Raw genomic sequence first — 16,208 nt, 5'->3', positions numbered from 1 at the left:
ATAACAATTATCTCTCGGATAATCACACCTACGACTTCTCCCGAAGTACGGACGCTATAACTATAGCTTCCAAAGTGTATTAGTAATATATTTATTCATTCCCTTATTTTATCGTTTTGAAATTATTTCCATTTGGATATATACATCCAAAAAATAGCATCACACAAAATTTATCTATCTGTAATCCAATATCTTGGATTGTTCTTTCTTGTATTTATCTTATATTTGATAGTGCAAAACCAGAGCATTTCAAACTTGATTACAGTACATTTTTTAACCTAAAATATCTCTTGAAATGAATATTTCTATTGTAGTAACTCAGGAAGAACATTATAAGTATGCGCAAGAAATATGCGATACCATAGAATCGTCTGCCCTGTTGAGAGGTACTGGAATTGCCAAAAGAACCCCAGAATACATCCAGAAAAAGATGGAAACCGGAGACGCTGTTATTGCCCTTAACAACGGAATTTTTGCTGGTTTTTGCTATATCGAAAGTTGGCAGCACGGTAAATTTGTAGCACATTCGGGTTTAATCGTACATCCGGATTATAGAAATTTGGGACTGGCAAAAAAAATAAAATCGTTTGTATTTGACTATTCGTTACAAAAATATCCAGAAGCCAAAGTATTCGGAATCACAACGGGTTTGGCAGTAATGAAAATCAATTCGGATTTAGGATACAAACCAGTTCCGTTTTCGGAATTGACTACGGATCCTAGTTTTTGGAAAGGGTGTCAGACCTGCACCAACTACGAAATCCTGAAAAGCAAAGACAATAAAATGTGTTTGTGTACGGGTATGCTTTTTGATCCAAAAGAAAAACCAAAAGACCCGCCCAAACATACTTTTAATGAAAAAGTACTCTTGAGATTGAAAGCCATTAAACAAGCGTTGTTTTTGACTCCAAAACCATCGAAAGAAAAGAATTAAGATTTTTGATTAACGCTTTTTGATGTCAGTTTGACAAAAAATAATGAAAACAAATAAATACAACCAAATATAAACATAATCAACTTCCGCACAGTCTCCCTCCCCTTCGGGGAGGGCTGGGGAGGGGAAAACCACAACATCATGAAAAAAGTAGTATTAGCATATAGCGGAGGATTAGACACTTCTTATTGTCTTAAATATTTGAAAAATGAAAAAGGGTATGAAGTACATACCGTATTAATCAACACCGGTGGTTTTGACGAAGAAGAACTAAAAGCGATCGAAGACAGAGCCTACGAACTAGGAAGCGCCAAACACGCCAACCTGACTATCGTTGATAAATATTATGACAAGGCGATTAAATATTTAATTTACGGAAATGTGTTAAAAAACAACACCTATCCACTTTCTGTAAGTGCTGAGCGTGTTTTTCAAGCGATTGAAGCCATAAAATATGCCAAATCTGTAGGTGCCGAGGCGATTGCTCACGGAAGCACAGGTGCCGGAAATGACCAAATTCGTTTTGACTTAATTTTCCAAACCATTGCTCCCGAAATTGAAATCATCACTCCTATTAGAGACCTAAAACTTTCCAGACAAGAAGAAGTGGATTATTTGTCTAAAAACGGCGTACATTATTCTTGGGAAAAAGCACAATACTCGATCAACAAAGGGCTTTGGGGAACTAGCGTAGGCGGAAAAGAAACTTTGACATCAAACCAACCCTTGCCTAGTGAAGCATACCCATCGCAATTGCAAAAAACGGGAGAAGAGAAAGTAACGCTTCAATTCGAAAAAGGACAATTAGTGGGAATCAATGGTGTTCTTGATGCACCAACAAAAAATATCGTTACTCTAGAAAAATTAGCCAATGTGTACGCCATTGGTAGAGATACTCACGTGGGAGACACTATTATCGGAATCAAAGGAAGAGTTGGTTTTGAAGCTGCTGCTCCTTTAATCATCATCAAAGCGCACCATTTACTGGAGAAACATACTCTTGGAAAATGGCAACAATACTGGAAAGAACAACTAGGAAACTGGTACGGAATGTTATTTCACGAAGGTCAGTTTCTGGATCCTGTAATGCGTAACATCGAGGCTTTCCTTGAGGACACTCAAACTACGGTAAACGGAACCGTGATTGTTTCGCTTAAACCGTATCATTTCACGCTTGACGGAATCGAGTCCGAAAGCGACCTGATGAACACTGGTTTTGGTCAATACGGCGAAATGAACAACGCTTGGACGTCTGACGATGCCAAAGGATTTATCAAAATTCTGGGGAATGCACAAAACATATTTTCATCTGTAAACAAACTGACACACGATTAATACCTCTAAACCAATATTCGGAAGAGTTAGGAGCGAAAGTTTAGGCATTTTAAGGAGGTATTGGTTCCCGCTGTCCTTCCAATCTTTTTTTTAGATTTTTACACCTGTCAGGTTTTAGAAACCTGACAGGTGTAAAAATCTAAAAAAAAGGATTTTCCCTCCCATCGGGGCTAAAGAGGAAATATTGGGGATTTTTTGGAGTTATCCAAATCGACTAAAAAAACACTAATTATAGTACGTTTTAAAATATAAAATTATGATTAACATAGGTATAATTGGCGGATCGGGTTATACGGCCGGCGAACTCATCAGGATATTGATGTTTCATCCCCATGCCAAACTCGATTTTGTGTACAGCACCACCAATGCTGGCAAACCGCTCTCGGTGGCGCATCACGATTTGTTGGGCGATATTGAAATGAACTTTACCGATACCGTAAATCCAAATGTAAATGTGGTTTTCCTGTGTTTGGGACACGGAAAATCAAAAACATTTTTGACTGAAAACCAATTTGCGAGCCATACCAAAATCATCGATTTAGGAAATGATTTCAGATTGCATAAAGATGAAATTTTTGATGGTAAAAAATTCGTTTACGGCTTACCGGAACTGAATAAAGCAGCGATTAAAAACGCAAATTACATAGCCAATCCGGGTTGTTTCGCCACTGCGATTCAGTTGGCTTTATTGCCTTTGGCGGAAGCCAAATTATTAAATGGAGATGTTCATATCAACGCCACAACAGGAAGTACAGGTGCAGGTGTTAGCCCATCAGAAACGACACATTTTAGTTGGAGAAACAACAATATGTCACATTACAAGGCTTTTGAACACCAACATTTAGGAGAAATTTCAGAAAGCTTGCATCAATTGCAGGATACTTTCACAAACGAATTGCTTTTCATTCCGAACAGAGGAGATTTTCCAAGAGGAATTTTTGCAACATTATACACCACCTGCAACGAAAGTCTGGAGGATATCGTGGCCAAATACGTCGCATTTTATAAAGACCAACCTTTTGTGACGGTTACCAAAACTGCTATCAATATGAAACAAGTGGTTCAAACCAATAAATGCATTATTAGTTTAATTAAAAAAGGAAATCGGATTTTGATAACCTCGGTAATTGATAATTTAGTCAAAGGCGCCTCGGGACAAGCCATTCAAAACATGAATTTAATGTTTGGATTGGAAGAAAGTACCGGATTGCATTTGAAACCAAGCGGATTTTAAACCCCCTAACCCCCTGAAGGGGGAAATTTAAAAGAAAAAAAATGAACTTATTTGACGTTTACCCTTTATACAACATCACTCCTGTAAAAGCAATAGATTGCACGATTACAGACGAAAATGGTGTAGAATACTTAGATTTATATAGTGGCCACGGAGTAATCTCCATTGGACACACACAACCTGATTATGTTGCCAAATTGAAAAACCAATTGGATAACATCGGGTTTTATTCGAATGCGATTCAAAACCCGTTGCAAGTGGAATTGGCTGAAAAACTAGGCAAACTTTCAGGATGCGAAGAATACAGTTTATTCTTGTGCAGCTCTGGAGCTGAAGCCAATGAAAATGCGCTAAAACTGGCTTCGTTTCATAACGGAAAATCAAGAGTAATTGCTTTTGACAACTCTTTTCACGGAAGAACATCGGCAGCAGTTGCGGTAACCGACAATAAAAAAATTGTCGCTCCAATCAATGCGCAACAAGTCGTTACTTTCTTACCATTGAACAAGCTCGATTTGGTGGAAGTCGAATTGAAAAAAGGAGACGTTTGCGCTGTGATTATCGAAGGAATTCAAGGCGTAGGCGGATTGGATGAAGGAACAACCGAATTTTTACAAGGATTAGAGAAATTGTGTAACCAATACGAGGCGGTTTTAATTTTAGACGAAATTCAGTCGGGTTATGGAAGAAGCGGGAAGTTTTTCGCCTTTCAACACCATAACATAAAACCGGATATTATTAGCCTTGCCAAAGGAATGGGGAACGGTTTCCCGATTGGCGGTATTTTAATTGCACCAAAATTCACCGCTAGCCACGGATTACTGGGAACTACCTTTGGAGGAAGTCACCTTGCCTGTGCCGCAGGAATTGCCGTTTTGGATGTAATCGAAAATCAAAAACTGATAGACAACGTAAATGATGTTTACGGGTATTTCTTGGAAGCTATCAAACAAGTTCCTGAAATCATTAAAGTAAAAGGAAAAGGATTGATGCTGGGCGTAGAATTTGATTTTGAAGTAGGTCCTTTACGTAAAAAACTGATTGTAGAAAAGCTTATTTTTACAGGAAGTGCCAACAATAAAAATCTATTGAGAATCCTTCCGCCTTTAACAATCAAGAAGGAAGCCATTGATACATTTATAGTCGCGTTGAAAGAAAGCATAGCAGAATTGAAAGCGTAGTTTTTCAATTCTAAAATCTAACCTCTAAAATCTAAAATAACCAATGAGCCATTTATTACCCATACAAAAAAGAAATTCAGTTCTGAATCGAATGGCAGATTTGCTCGAACAAGAAAGAACCAACATCAAAAAAAGCAATCAGGAAGACCTTCAAAACTACAAAGGAGATGATTTGGCGATGGAAAAACGTTTGCTTGTGGATGATGCCAAAATTGACGGTATGATTCTTTCGTTACGCCAATTGTTTGCCCAAGAAGACCCAGTGGGACAGGAACGCTTTCATTTTGTACACGATAATGGCATCAAAATCACCAATAAAACAGCGGCTTTCGGAACCATTTTGATTATTTATGAATCCAGACCGGACGTAACGGTTGAAGCCGGTGGTATTGCTTTCAAATCGGGAAATAAAATCCTTTTGAAAGGCGGTAAAGAATCCCTGCGTTCCAATTTAAAGATTGTAAGTCTTTGGCACCAAGCCTTAGCCGACAATGATGTAGATACGAATTGGGTAGAATATTTGAATTACGACAGAAACGAAACTCAAGCATTTTTAGAAAAACCAACACAAAAAGTAGATTTAATCGTGCCAAGAGGTGGCGAAAACCTAATTGCTTTTGTCAAGAAACACGCTACTTGCCCTGTAATTGTAAGCGGTCGTGGCAATAATTTTGTTTATGTGGATAAGGAAGCCAATTTAGACCAAGCGCTGAATATCATTATCAATGGTAAAACATCCAATATTTCAGTTTGCAATGCTTTGGATAAAGTACTAATCGACACGAATTTACCAAACTGGGAAACTTTTGCACAAAAATTGGTTACTGAATTGAAGAAATTCAACGTAACTATATTAGGAGATACCGCTTTCGCAAAAGCCACACAGGTAGATTGCATTGAGAACGATTTAATATGGTACGAAGAATTTTTAGATTATAAAATCGTAATCGGAACCATCAATTCCAATCAAGAAGCGATTGAAAAAATAAACAAATATTGTGGCGGACATTCCGCTTCCATCATCACCAAAAATGATGCAGTTGCCCAAGAATTCATGGAAAATGTGGATACGGCAGCAGTGTATCAAAACGCTTCTACCCGATTTACCGATGGAGGTCAATTTGGTCTTGGTGGAGAATTAGCGATAAGCACCGACAAACTCCACCAACGCGGACCAATTGGATTACAGCATTTAGTGACCAATAAATGGTATATTTATGGGGATGGACAGATAAGGTAGAAAATTTTAGATTTTAGATTGTTGATTAACGATTTTTGATTGATGATTTAAAGAAAAAAATAAAGATTTAAAAATATAGAGACAAAGCTTTGCGAACATTGCGTTTTTAAGCACTCCAAATAAAAAGAACTTTGCGCCCTTTGCGGTTAAAACCGGTTAAAAAAATAAAAATGGCTAAAAAAAGAATACTATTAAAGTTAGGCAGCAACACCTTAACCAAAGAAACCAATCATATTTCGAGAGGAAAGATTGAAGACATTGGAATGCAGATAGCGGCTTTGCAAGACGAATACGAATTTATCATTGTAAGTTCGGGAGCGATTGCCGCGGCCAAACAATTTGTAAAATTAGACAATCACGACCAAGAGGTTTTTGTAAAACAAGCTTTGGCTTCTATCGGTCAGCCCCATTTGATGCGGATTTACCACGAGAATTTTAGTGATTTAGGATTGCATATTTCGCAATGCTTGCTTTCTTATTCAGATTTTGAAAAAGAACAGTCCAAAGTCAACATCGTAAATACGATAAACGTATTGGTCAAAAACAATTACATTCCGATTATCAATGAAAATGATACTGTGGCAACAGACGAAATCCAGTTTGGAGATAATGATAAATTAGCTGCCTTAACCGCAGTCCTATTAAACGTTGATATTCTGATTATTGCAACAAACACCAACGGAATTTACACCAAATCGTCAATATATGATGAAATACCGGAAACGATAGAATTAGTAACCGATTTATCGCTGTTGCAAAAAGAAATAGGCGATGAAAAATCCTCTCACGGAACGGGCGGTATGCAATCCAAAATTGATTCGGCTGCGATTGCCAAAGCTGCGAATATTGAAACATGGATTGTAAATGGTCTCGAAGATAATTTTATGTTGAAGGCTTTGAAGGAAGAGATTAAATTTACGAAGATTATTTAATTATATCATATTTTAACATGATATTTTTAATTATCGTTTATTTACACGATATTTAAAATTATCATCTTTTAAAACGATAATTTAAAATATCGTTGTTTTATACGATATTATGATTATCTTTATTTAATAGAATATTGAATTATGATAGCAATTATAACAGCCGATATTATCAATTCCCGGAAATTGGTAAATCAAGAAATTTGGATTACTCCATTAAAGAAACTATTAACCTCTTATGGAGCAACACCGAAAAAATGGGAAATTTTTAGAGGTGATTATTTTCAAATCGAAATTGAAGATCCAAAAGAAGCATTACTTGTATCACTAAAAATAAAAGCATTGATAAAAAGCATCATTGTGACAGTAGGACAAAAAAAAGCGGCTTCGATTGATGTTCGAATGGCAATAGGTTTAGGAACAAAAGAATATGCTGCCGATAGAATTTCGGAGAGTAATGGTACTGCGTTTATCAATTCGGGAGAAAAATTTGAAAAGCTAAAAAAGGAAAAAACAACGCTGACAATTCAAACTTCATTTCCAAATTTTGATTATGAAATGAATTTATATCTAAAATTGGCAGTGATTCAAATGGATGCTTGGACAGTAAACTCGGCTGCTTTATTCAATACTTTATTTGAAGATTCAGAAAAAAAACAAACAGAAATAGGGGCGATTTTAGGCATCAGTCAAAATTCGGTAAGTGGTAGATTCAAGCGTGCCCACGTTGATGAGATTCTAGAATTAGATAAAATGTATCGTTTTAAACTAAAAGAATTGATGCAATGATACTACTTGTAAAAGTAATTTTAGCACATATACTAGGTGATTTTTTATTACAACCTAATAGCTGGGTAAAAGCAAAAGAAAACAAAAAAGCATTAGCATGGCAGCTATATGCCCATGTATGCATTCACGGATTGCTGACTTTGCTGCTTTTATTTGACATAACTGATTGGAAATTGGTAGTAGTTATAGTATTAAGCCATTTGATTATAGATTACGTAAAATTAAAATTTCAAACAGAAAATTCTAAAATTACTTGGTTTATTATTGACCAAATGCTACATCTGTCAGTAATTATATTTTTAGGGCTGTATTGGCAAGACAAAGAAAAGGAACTTTTAGAGTTACTGCTTTCCAATTCGTTTATAACATTGACAACGGCAGTCCTTTTCTTGACACAACCCGTTTCAATCATAATGAGTGTGTTGATAAAACCATGGTCGGATACAATATCAAATGAAAAAGAAAAATCGCTTAAAAACGCAGGTAAATACATCGGAATACTCGAAAGATTATTGGTTTTCCTCTTTATTTGTACCCATCATTTCGAGGCAGTTGGCTTTTTATTAGCCACAAAATCAGTGTTTAGATTTGGCGATTTAAAAGAATCCAAAGAACGAAAATTGACAGAATACATTCTCATCGGAACATTACTGAGTTTTGGCATTGCTTTGTTGGTGGGATTATTATCCGTTTATCTTTTGAAAATATAAAAAACACCAACTATAATTCCATTCTTTAAATTAATTCACAATCAACAACCATGAACTACACCTCCATAAAAGAAATAGACTCCCTCCAAAAATGGGTAAAACAAGCATTGAAAATCAAAAAAAATCCGCTTAAAAATCAAAAACTAGGGAAGAACAAAACCTTGGGAATGCTGTTTTTCAATTCGAGTTTGAGAACCCGTTTGAGTACACAAAAAGCGGCCTTGAATTTGGGGATGAACGTTATTGTGATGAACTTTAACAGCGAAGGCTGGACACTCGAATTCGAAGACGGAGCCATCATGAACCAAGGCGCTTCGGAACACATCAAAGAAGCTGCCGAAGTAGTTTCTCAATACTGTGATATTATTGCGATCAGAGCTTTTGCAGGATTGGTCGACAAAGAAAAAGACAATGCCGAAACGGTAATGAGTGGTTTCTTAAAATACGCCACCGTGCCAGTCCTAAATATGGAAAGCGCTACAGGGCATCCACTACAATCCCTTGCCGATGCTATTACCCTTGCCGAACATAAAACCAAACACAGACCAAAAGTGGTACTGTCGTGGGCGCCACACCCGAGAGCATTACCACAAGCGGTACCCAATTCATTTGTAGAAATGATGCAGTTGCAAACCGAAATGGATTTTGTGATTACACACCCGGAAGGCTACGAACTGAATCCTGAAATCACAAAAGATTCTAAAATAGAATACGACCAAGACAAAGCTTTTGAAAACGCCGATTTTATCTATGCCAAAAACTGGAGCAATTATAAGGAATATGGCAAAATCACCAATTCCGACCCCTATTGGACAATTACTGCCGATAAAATGAAACTGACCAATAATGCCAAATTCATGCACTGTTTACCAGTAAGACGTAACGTAATTGTGACTGACGAAGTTATCGACAGCGAAAACTCAATTGTGATTGAACAAGCCAATAACAGAACCTATTCGGCTCAATTGGTTTTACAGAAGATTTTGAAAAAATTAGAGAAAAGAAAATAGAACATAGATGATAGACGAATAGATATTATGGACACTTCCGTGATTAAAATCTAAAATCATAAATCTAAAATCATAAATTAAAATGACTCCTTTATCAATCATAAAAATTGGTGGTAACATCATCGACAATCCAACAGAATTGGCACAGTTCCTTACCGATTTTTCAAAAATTGAAGGCTACAAGGTTCTCGTTCACGGTGGCGGAAAATCGGCTACAAAAATGGCTCAAAGTATTGGATTAGTACCGCAAATGATTGATGGCCGACGCATTACCGATGCGCCAATGCTCAATGTAGTGGTAATGATTTATGCCGGTGAAATCAATAAAAATGTAGTCGCTCAATTGCAGGCGAATAACACCAATGCGATGGGATTTTCGGGTGCAGATGGTAATTTGATTTTATCGACCAAAAGAAATCACCCCACAATTGATTATGGTTTTGTGGGCGATGTACAAAAAGTAAATACCCCTTTATTAGAAACTTTACTAAAAAGTGGAATAACACCCGTTTTTTGTGCCATCACGCACGATGGAAATGGACAATTATTGAATACCAACGCCGATACGATTGCCAGTGAATTGGCCATCGCATTATCCGAAGTATTTGAAGTTACCTTATCCTATTGCTTCGAAAAACCAGGCGTTTTGTACGATGCCGATGATGACAGTTCGGTAATCGAACAAATCAATCACGAATTATACATCAAATTAAAAGCCGAAAAAGCCATACATTCCGGGATGATTCCTAAATTAGACAACTGTTTCAACAGTTTATCCAAAGGTGTACAAAAAATAAAAATTGGTCATCACAGAATGTTGCAAAACGAGAAAGCGATTTGCACAAGCATCGAATTATAAAAATTGAAACACGAATTACACGAATTTTCACGAATTTAAAAGTAAAATAAAAAATTAGCGCCTTTGCGCCTTTGCAGTAAAAAATGAAAAACATAGAAACCCTAACACAAGAAGCCATCACGTTATTAAAATCGCTAATTGAAACTCCTTCCTTTTCGAGTGAAGAAGAGCAAACAGCGCTTTTAATCGAGAATTGGTTCCGTCAAAACAACATTCCTTTCGAGAGGGAAAACAATAATATTTGGGCTTTCAATCAGCATTTTGATAAAGCCAAACCTACATTATTACTCAACTCCCATCACGATACCGTAAAACCCAATCAGGGCTATACCAACGATCCGTTCAAAGCTATCGTAAAAGATGATAAATTATTCGGACTTGGCAGTAATGATGCGGGCGGATGTTTGGTATCTCTTATGGCGACTTTTGTTTATTTTTATGCCAAAGAAAACCTTTCCCATAATATCGTAATGGTGGCTTCGGCCGAGGAAGAAAGCAGCGGTAAAAAAGGCTTAAACAGTGTCTTGAAACATTTACCCGAGTTGGATTGTGCCATCGTAGGCGAACCCACTTTGATGCAATTGGCCGTAGCCGAAAAAGGATTGTTGGTCCTCGATGTCGTTGTCAAAGGTACCGCCAGTCACGCGGCTCACCAAAACCTTGACAATCCAATTTATAATGCAATGTCCGTTATTCAATGGTTCAACAGCTATCAATTCGAAAAACTATCGGAGGTTTTAGGTCCTGTAAAAATGACCGTAACCCAAATCAATGCAGGGAAACAACACAACGTAGTTCCTGCCGAATGCCATTTGGTGGTCGATATCCGTGTCAACGATTGTTACAGCAATGTAGAGATTTTAGAAACGGTCAACAAGAATTTAACCGCTCAAATCACACCGCGTTCGATGCACTTAAACGCCTCGTCTATTCCCGTTTCGCACGGTTTGGTGCAAGCCGGAATCGCATTGGGAAGGACAACCTATGGCTCGCCTACCCTTTCGGATCAGTCCGTTTTGAGTTGTCAATCCTTAAAATTAGGCCCAGGAGAATCCCTGCGGTCGCACTCGGCAGACGAATTTATATATGTAAACGAAATTGAAGAAGGCATCCAATTGTATATCAAAATACTGGGAGACTTTTTGAAATAAAATTCCAAATTCCAATTTAGGACTTATGGATTTAAAAAAAACAAATAATTTATTTTAGCATTTTCAGGCTTGTAAACGGCTGTTTTCAAATCTAAAATCTAAAATTTAAAATCTAAAATTGAATATGAAACTTTGGGAAAAAGGAATACCAACCGACAAACAAATCGAACATTTTACAGTAGGAAACGATAGAGAGCTCGATTTGGTTTTAGCCAAATACGATGCTTTGGGATCTATTGCCCACGCCAAAATGTTGGGACAAATTGGACTACTCACCAATGCTGAAACCGAATCATTAGTCTTGGCTTTGAACGAAATTATAGAAGACATCGCAAACGGGAATTTCGAAATCGAAGACAGTTTTGAAGACGTGCATTCCAAAATCGAATATTTGTTGACTGTAAAACTAGGGGATGCCGGAAAAAAAATACACACCGCACGTTCCCGTAACGATCAGGTTTTAGTCGATGTCAACTTATATCTAAAAGATGTAGTCAAAGAATTGAAAGAGCAAGTAAAAACGCTTTTTGATTTAATGATGGAATCGGCAGAGAAACACCAAAATGTATTATTACCAGGTTACACACACCTTCAAATTGCGATGCCTTCCTCTTTCGGGATGTGGTTTTCTGCTTATGCCGAAAGTCTGATTGACGATATTACGATGCTAAATGCCGCTTTGAAAATTGTGGATCAAAATCCGTTGGGTTCTGCTGCGGGTTACGGCAGTTCGTTTCCTATTGACAGAACATTCACAACACAAGAATTAGGTTTTGCAACCTTAAAATACAATTCGGTTGCCGCACAAATGAGCCGTGGAAAATCAGAAAAAACAGTCGCTTTTGCCATGAGCAGTGTGGCTTCTACCCTTTCTAAATTTTCTATGGATGTGTGTTTGTATATGAGTCAGAATTTTGGTTTTATCGGTTTGCCATCGCACCTTACCACGGGATCGAGTATTATGCCTCACAAGAAAAACCCAGATGTTTTTGAATTGATTCGTGGAAAATGCAACAAGATTCAAGCCTTGCCTTATGAAATTACTTTGATAACCAATAATCTTCCTAGCGGCTACCACAGGGATTTACAACTCTTGAAAGAAGGATTGTTTCCAGCGATTCAAAACCTAAAAGCCTGTTTGGATATTGCTATTTTCTCTATCAAAGACATTACTGTAAAAGACAATATTTTAAACGATCCCAAATACAATTATCTGTTTACTGTAGATACTTTAAACGAAATGGTGGTAGCGGGAATTCCTTTTAGAGACGCCTATAAAGCTGTTGCCGAGCAATTGGAAAACGGAACCTACCAATCACCAAAAGAAACCAAACATACACATGAAGGAAGTATCAATAATTTGTGTTTAAAGGAAATTAAAGAGAAGATGATGAGCTCTTATTAATTCAAAAATAATATAAAGCAAAAAAATCCATAAATCACTTTATGGATTTATTTTTGTAACCTATTCTCCCCTAAAACATTAATATAAGCAACATAAATAACTCAATTTTTTAACATTAAAAAAATAGTATGCACGCATAGTTTTATGTATTTTCACAAAAAAATTATAAAACTAACTTCATGAAATTAATTCAAAAAATTGCTTTATTACTATTTACTGGCTCAACACTTATTATCAGTTGCTCTAGTGACGATTCAACAGAAACAGATGCTGTTGCAACGGATACTACTACCCTAAAAACCTTTAAAGATGTTACTTTTTCTTTAGACCAATCAGAAAGTTTTGATGCGGCTCTGTATTTTTCTACCGAATTAGGAAAATCATACAAAACCAAACAAATTGATGCTGCCATTTTACCCAAAATTGATATTGCTTTTTATAGTGCCAATTATAGCTTAAACTATTTTACCAGTCCAAATGATGCTGATTATGGTCTCAAAAACGCAACACTTTCTTTATTCATTAATACTCAGAAAGACCTATTGACTATTGATCAATTTAACAAAATAGAAAAAGGTTCTGAATTTGATGCTATCAAAATAGATGCAGACAATGATGATTCTTTCCCTGATAGCCAAATGCCAAATGTAGTATTGTTTAAAAATGCTGCTGGCAAAAAAGGAGCAATTTACATTAAATCAGTTCACAGAGTGGGTTATGACCCAAGAATTGTAGTTGACATTAAAATCCAAAAATAAAACACTACATAATCCTATTGACGAAACCAATTTTTCTAGTCAGAAAATTGGTTTTTTTATGCTTTTTAGTTTCCTCCAGCAAAAGCTGAAGGCAATGTAAAGCTAGAGACAATTCAAAGAAATGACACTACTATCCCTGATTCTTGACTGTTTAAAATTACTCTACCTTTTATTATGTGAATCAAGGGTTGGAAATCTGTTTTTTGTGCCGTTAGGCACTAAATATTGGTAGTGAATTAAATTAGCAATACCCTCAATGTCCCGTAGGGACTATACATTTTTACGTAATTTAGATATGAAAAGGGATTGTTTAGTCCCTAAAGGGACAAAAAATGCGGATGAAATTATTTTTCTACCAATATTCAGTACCTAACGACACATTTGAACCCTTGATTCGCATTTATTACAAATTAGTACTAAAAATTCTATATATTTGAGAAATAACTTAAATCAATAGCATGGCGAATTTCGAAGAACAAGCAACTCAAATGCTTTTTGACAAAAATCACATTACAGAGGAACAATTGGAAGTCATTAAGGAGTATCGGGGGTTAAATTTGTTTTCGGTTCATAACGAATTGAAGTTCTTACTATACCTTTCGATGCTGCTGTTTACTTCGGGTATTGGGATTTTGATTTACCAAAATATAGATACCATTGGGCATACCGCACTCCTTGGATTGTTGCTTTTGGTAACCCTAACTTGTTTTTATTTTTGTTTTAAAAATCATGAAGGCTTCAAAAAAGAAGAAGTTTCATTCCCCAATCCGCTTTATGATTATTTGGTGCTTACCGCCGTTATATTGAGCTGTACGTTTGTGGGCTATTTGCAATTTCAATATCAAACTTTTGGTACTCATTATGGATTGGCTACTTTGATACCCACCCTCATCAGCTTTTTTTGTGCCTATTATTTTGATAACAAAAGTGTTTTATCCATTGGAATCACAGGAATGGCGGCGTATTTGGGACTTTCGGTAGATCCAAAGCATGTTTTTGAAAACGAAATGATTGACAATACAACTTTGAGCTATATTGGATTGGCTTTTGGATTGACTTTGTTGCTTTGGGTTTTGTACACGACCAAAATCAACTTGAAAAAACATTTCAATCTGGTCTATCTTACTTTTTCGCTTCATTTGGTTAGCATTGCCTGTATTGTGAACTTATTTGAGGATTACTGGTTGGCATTTGGATTAGTGCTGGGAATTGCAGCTTATTATTTTTATAATTTAAGTTTCCAAATCAGGTCTATCTCACTTTTCATTTTCACGGTTTTATACGGTTATATCGGTATGAATATCTTATTTGTGAAGATTTTAGAATCCATCCATTTGGAAGACATATTCTCTGTGTTCATTTTCACTACCCCTTTTTATTTTATTGGCTCCATAATTGGATTCATAAAATTGATTAAACACTTCAATAAAAATACTACCGATGATAGCATACGATAAAACTCTTTTAGACAATGTTTATATAGACGAAGAAGCCAATCGATTGAAAGAGTCGGGTTTCATTAGTACCGAACAATACAAATCTATTGGAAACCAATTACCAAAACTTAAAAGTCAAAATAACATCTTTATCCGAATTGGTTTCTTTATTCTGGGGTGTATGTTGTATGCCTCAATTTGTGGCTTTATATCGCTTTTGGGATTAGGCATCATGGACGATGCGTATTTGTTTTTCATCTATTTATTTGCTATAATCGGCTTTGGAGCGAAAGAGTTTATGTCTATAGAAATGAATTATTTTGGTTTTGGTTTAGATGACGCTTTTATTTTGGGAGCCATTTTAGCATTACTGATTGCGGTTGGTCTCACCTTTGAACAGAATTACGATCCAAACTATCTGATTGTTATCATAGTAATGGCAATCGTGTCGAGTATCTCCTATCTGCGGTACCTCAATCTTTCTTTGGCACTACTCGCCTGCTTCGGAATAACAGCAAGTCTAGCGTACATAACATTCGAGTATTGTGTAATCGGAAAATCCATTTTGCCTTTTGTGATGCTATTCTTTTCTGGTGCTTGTTATTTCATTGCCAAAAAAACAGTACAAAACCTAACTTCTCCCTATTATGCTAACGGACTGAAACTAGCCAAAGGCTTCTGCTTAATTCTTTTCTATCTCGCAGGAAATTATTATGTGGTACGAGAATTAAATTTCAGCCTTTCTGAGAACTATTACTATGATGATGTGAGTCCTGAAATTCCTTTTGCGATAGTCTTTTGGGCTTTTACGATTTCAATTCCAATTATTTACCTCATATTTTCTTTAAAAAACAAAGATAGAATGATGCTTTGGGTCGGTTTTCTGGCACTTTGCTTTACCTTATTTACCGTTAGAATGTATCATCACGTTTTACCTCCGGAAGTTGCCTTAACCATTGGCGGACTGGTTGTATTTGCTTTTACTTATTTTGCCATAAAAAAAACGAAGTTCAACGAAACCGGAATCACTTTCAAAGCCGATCGCTTTACCAATCCAAATGCTTTTGCCAATCTACAAACTCTTGTGGTAGCTTCACAATTTGGACTTAAACCAGAAGCTAAAGTTGAAGAATCGCCAATGGAGTTTGGCGGTGGAGGTTTTAGCGGTGGCGGTTCGAGTGAGGGATTTTAGAATCTCATCGATCTATTTCTCGCAAAGGCGCTAAGACGCAAAGTT

General features: G+C 36.4%; 15 protein-coding genes. All 15 read left to right on the top strand.

The genetic code is table 11. The features are described 5' to 3' along the window. Nucleotides 1-295: 295 nt before the first annotated feature. Nucleotides 296-934, top strand: coding sequence for a GNAT family N-acetyltransferase (locus FNW52_RS08910; protein WP_143377112.1), 639 nt, complete (start codon nucleotides 296-298; stop codon nucleotides 932-934). Between the two features lie 141 nt (nucleotides 935-1,075). After that, nucleotides 1,076-2,269, top strand: coding sequence for an argininosuccinate synthase (locus FNW52_RS08905; RefSeq protein ID WP_143377111.1), 1,194 nt, complete (start codon nucleotides 1,076-1,078; stop codon nucleotides 2,267-2,269). 256 nt (nucleotides 2,270-2,525) lie between these two features. Continuing rightward, a complete protein-coding gene (argC, locus tag FNW52_RS08900; RefSeq protein ID WP_143377110.1) occupies nucleotides 2,526-3,503 on the top strand; it encodes an N-acetyl-gamma-glutamyl-phosphate reductase in 978 nt (325 codons plus the stop codon). A gap of 41 nt (nucleotides 3,504-3,544) precedes the next feature. Further along, nucleotides 3,545-4,684 carry an aspartate aminotransferase family protein gene (locus FNW52_RS08895; RefSeq protein WP_143377109.1) on the top strand — a complete coding sequence of 380 codons (1,140 nt, stop codon included), beginning with the start codon at nucleotides 3,545-3,547 and terminating at the stop codon, nucleotides 4,682-4,684. A gap of 43 nt (nucleotides 4,685-4,727) precedes the next feature. Then, on the top strand, nucleotides 4,728-5,924 hold the full coding sequence (locus FNW52_RS08890; protein ID WP_143377108.1) for a glutamate-5-semialdehyde dehydrogenase: 1,197 nt from the start codon (nucleotides 4,728-4,730) through the stop codon (nucleotides 5,922-5,924). A gap of 170 nt (nucleotides 5,925-6,094) precedes the next feature. Next, nucleotides 6,095-6,856 (top strand): glutamate 5-kinase, encoded by a 762-nt coding sequence (gene proB, locus FNW52_RS08885; RefSeq protein ID WP_143377107.1) that lies wholly within the window; start codon nucleotides 6,095-6,097, stop codon nucleotides 6,854-6,856. A gap of 141 nt (nucleotides 6,857-6,997) precedes the next feature. Continuing rightward, a complete protein-coding gene (locus FNW52_RS08880) occupies nucleotides 6,998-7,642 on the top strand; it encodes a hypothetical protein (protein WP_143377106.1) in 645 nt (214 codons plus the stop codon). Further along, the gene (locus FNW52_RS08875) at nucleotides 7,639-8,352 is read left to right on the top strand and encodes a DUF3307 domain-containing protein (RefSeq protein ID WP_143377105.1); all 714 of its coding nucleotides are present in this window, start codon (nucleotides 7,639-7,641) and stop codon (nucleotides 8,350-8,352) included. Before FNW52_RS08880 ends, FNW52_RS08875 begins: the two co-directional genes overlap by 4 nt. A gap of 50 nt (nucleotides 8,353-8,402) precedes the next feature. Beyond that, nucleotides 8,403-9,362, top strand: a complete 960-nt coding sequence (locus FNW52_RS08870) for an N-acetylornithine carbamoyltransferase (RefSeq protein ID WP_143377104.1) — start codon at nucleotides 8,403-8,405, stop codon at nucleotides 9,360-9,362. Nucleotides 9,363-9,444: 82 nt separating this feature from the next. Continuing rightward, nucleotides 9,445-10,221: an acetylglutamate kinase gene (argB, locus tag FNW52_RS08865; RefSeq protein WP_143377103.1), complete on the top strand. Its 777-nt coding sequence runs from the start codon at nucleotides 9,445-9,447 to the stop codon at nucleotides 10,219-10,221. An 83-nt stretch (nucleotides 10,222-10,304) separates the two neighbouring features. Then, entirely contained in the window at nucleotides 10,305-11,372 is a 1,068-nt protein-coding gene (locus FNW52_RS08860) for a M20 family metallo-hydrolase (RefSeq protein WP_143377102.1), read from the top strand. Between the two features lie 124 nt (nucleotides 11,373-11,496). Further along, the gene (gene argH, locus FNW52_RS08855) at nucleotides 11,497-12,777 is read left to right on the top strand and encodes an argininosuccinate lyase (protein ID WP_143377101.1); all 1,281 of its coding nucleotides are present in this window, start codon (nucleotides 11,497-11,499) and stop codon (nucleotides 12,775-12,777) included. 179 nt (nucleotides 12,778-12,956) lie between these two features. Next, entirely contained in the window at nucleotides 12,957-13,535 is a 579-nt protein-coding gene (locus tag FNW52_RS08850; protein WP_143377100.1) for a hypothetical protein, read from the top strand. Between the two features lie 458 nt (nucleotides 13,536-13,993). Next, complete coding sequence (locus FNW52_RS08845; RefSeq protein WP_143377099.1) at nucleotides 13,994-14,992, top strand: DUF2157 domain-containing protein; 999 nt, start codon at nucleotides 13,994-13,996, stop codon at nucleotides 14,990-14,992. Continuing rightward, nucleotides 14,976-16,163 (top strand): hypothetical protein, encoded by a 1,188-nt coding sequence (locus tag FNW52_RS08840; protein ID WP_143377098.1) that lies wholly within the window; start codon nucleotides 14,976-14,978, stop codon nucleotides 16,161-16,163. The genes FNW52_RS08845 and FNW52_RS08840 overlap by 17 nt, the downstream gene beginning before the upstream one ends. Nucleotides 16,164-16,208: the final 45 nt, after the last annotated feature.

The sequence above is a fragment of the Flavobacterium sp. ZT3R18 genome (assembly GCF_007097385.1).
Taxonomy (GTDB): Bacteria; Bacteroidota; Bacteroidia; order Flavobacteriales; family Flavobacteriaceae; genus Flavobacterium.
Note: the sequence above shows the minus strand (reverse complement) of the source record. Positions and strands in the feature narration are given on the sequence as shown.

What these genes read in the sequence shown, in the direction of transcription:
- FNW52_RS08910 (WP_143377112.1), top strand. Translation starts at nt 296, where the DNA reads ATGAATATTTCTATTGTAGTAACTCAGGAAGAACATTATAAGTATGCG.
- FNW52_RS08905 (WP_143377111.1), top strand. Translation starts at nt 1,076, where the DNA reads ATGAAAAAAGTAGTATTAGCATATAGCGGAGGATTAGACACTTCTTAT.
- argC (WP_143377110.1), top strand. Translation starts at nt 2,526, where the DNA reads ATGATTAACATAGGTATAATTGGCGGATCGGGTTATACGGCCGGCGAA.
- FNW52_RS08895 (WP_143377109.1), top strand. Translation starts at nt 3,545, where the DNA reads ATGAACTTATTTGACGTTTACCCTTTATACAACATCACTCCTGTAAAA.
- FNW52_RS08890 (WP_143377108.1), top strand. Translation starts at nt 4,728, where the DNA reads ATGAGCCATTTATTACCCATACAAAAAAGAAATTCAGTTCTGAATCGA.
- proB (WP_143377107.1), top strand. Translation starts at nt 6,095, where the DNA reads ATGGCTAAAAAAAGAATACTATTAAAGTTAGGCAGCAACACCTTAACC.
- FNW52_RS08880 (WP_143377106.1), top strand. Translation starts at nt 6,998, where the DNA reads ATGATAGCAATTATAACAGCCGATATTATCAATTCCCGGAAATTGGTA.
- FNW52_RS08875 (WP_143377105.1), top strand. Translation starts at nt 7,639, where the DNA reads ATGATACTACTTGTAAAAGTAATTTTAGCACATATACTAGGTGATTTT.
- FNW52_RS08870 (WP_143377104.1), top strand. Translation starts at nt 8,403, where the DNA reads ATGAACTACACCTCCATAAAAGAAATAGACTCCCTCCAAAAATGGGTA.
- argB (WP_143377103.1), top strand. Translation starts at nt 9,445, where the DNA reads ATGACTCCTTTATCAATCATAAAAATTGGTGGTAACATCATCGACAAT.
- FNW52_RS08860 (WP_143377102.1), top strand. Translation starts at nt 10,305, where the DNA reads ATGAAAAACATAGAAACCCTAACACAAGAAGCCATCACGTTATTAAAA.
- argH (WP_143377101.1), top strand. Translation starts at nt 11,497, where the DNA reads ATGAAACTTTGGGAAAAAGGAATACCAACCGACAAACAAATCGAACAT.
- FNW52_RS08850 (WP_143377100.1), top strand. Translation starts at nt 12,957, where the DNA reads ATGAAATTAATTCAAAAAATTGCTTTATTACTATTTACTGGCTCAACA.
- FNW52_RS08845 (WP_143377099.1), top strand. Translation starts at nt 13,994, where the DNA reads ATGGCGAATTTCGAAGAACAAGCAACTCAAATGCTTTTTGACAAAAAT.
- FNW52_RS08840 (WP_143377098.1), top strand. Translation starts at nt 14,976, where the DNA reads ATGATAGCATACGATAAAACTCTTTTAGACAATGTTTATATAGACGAA.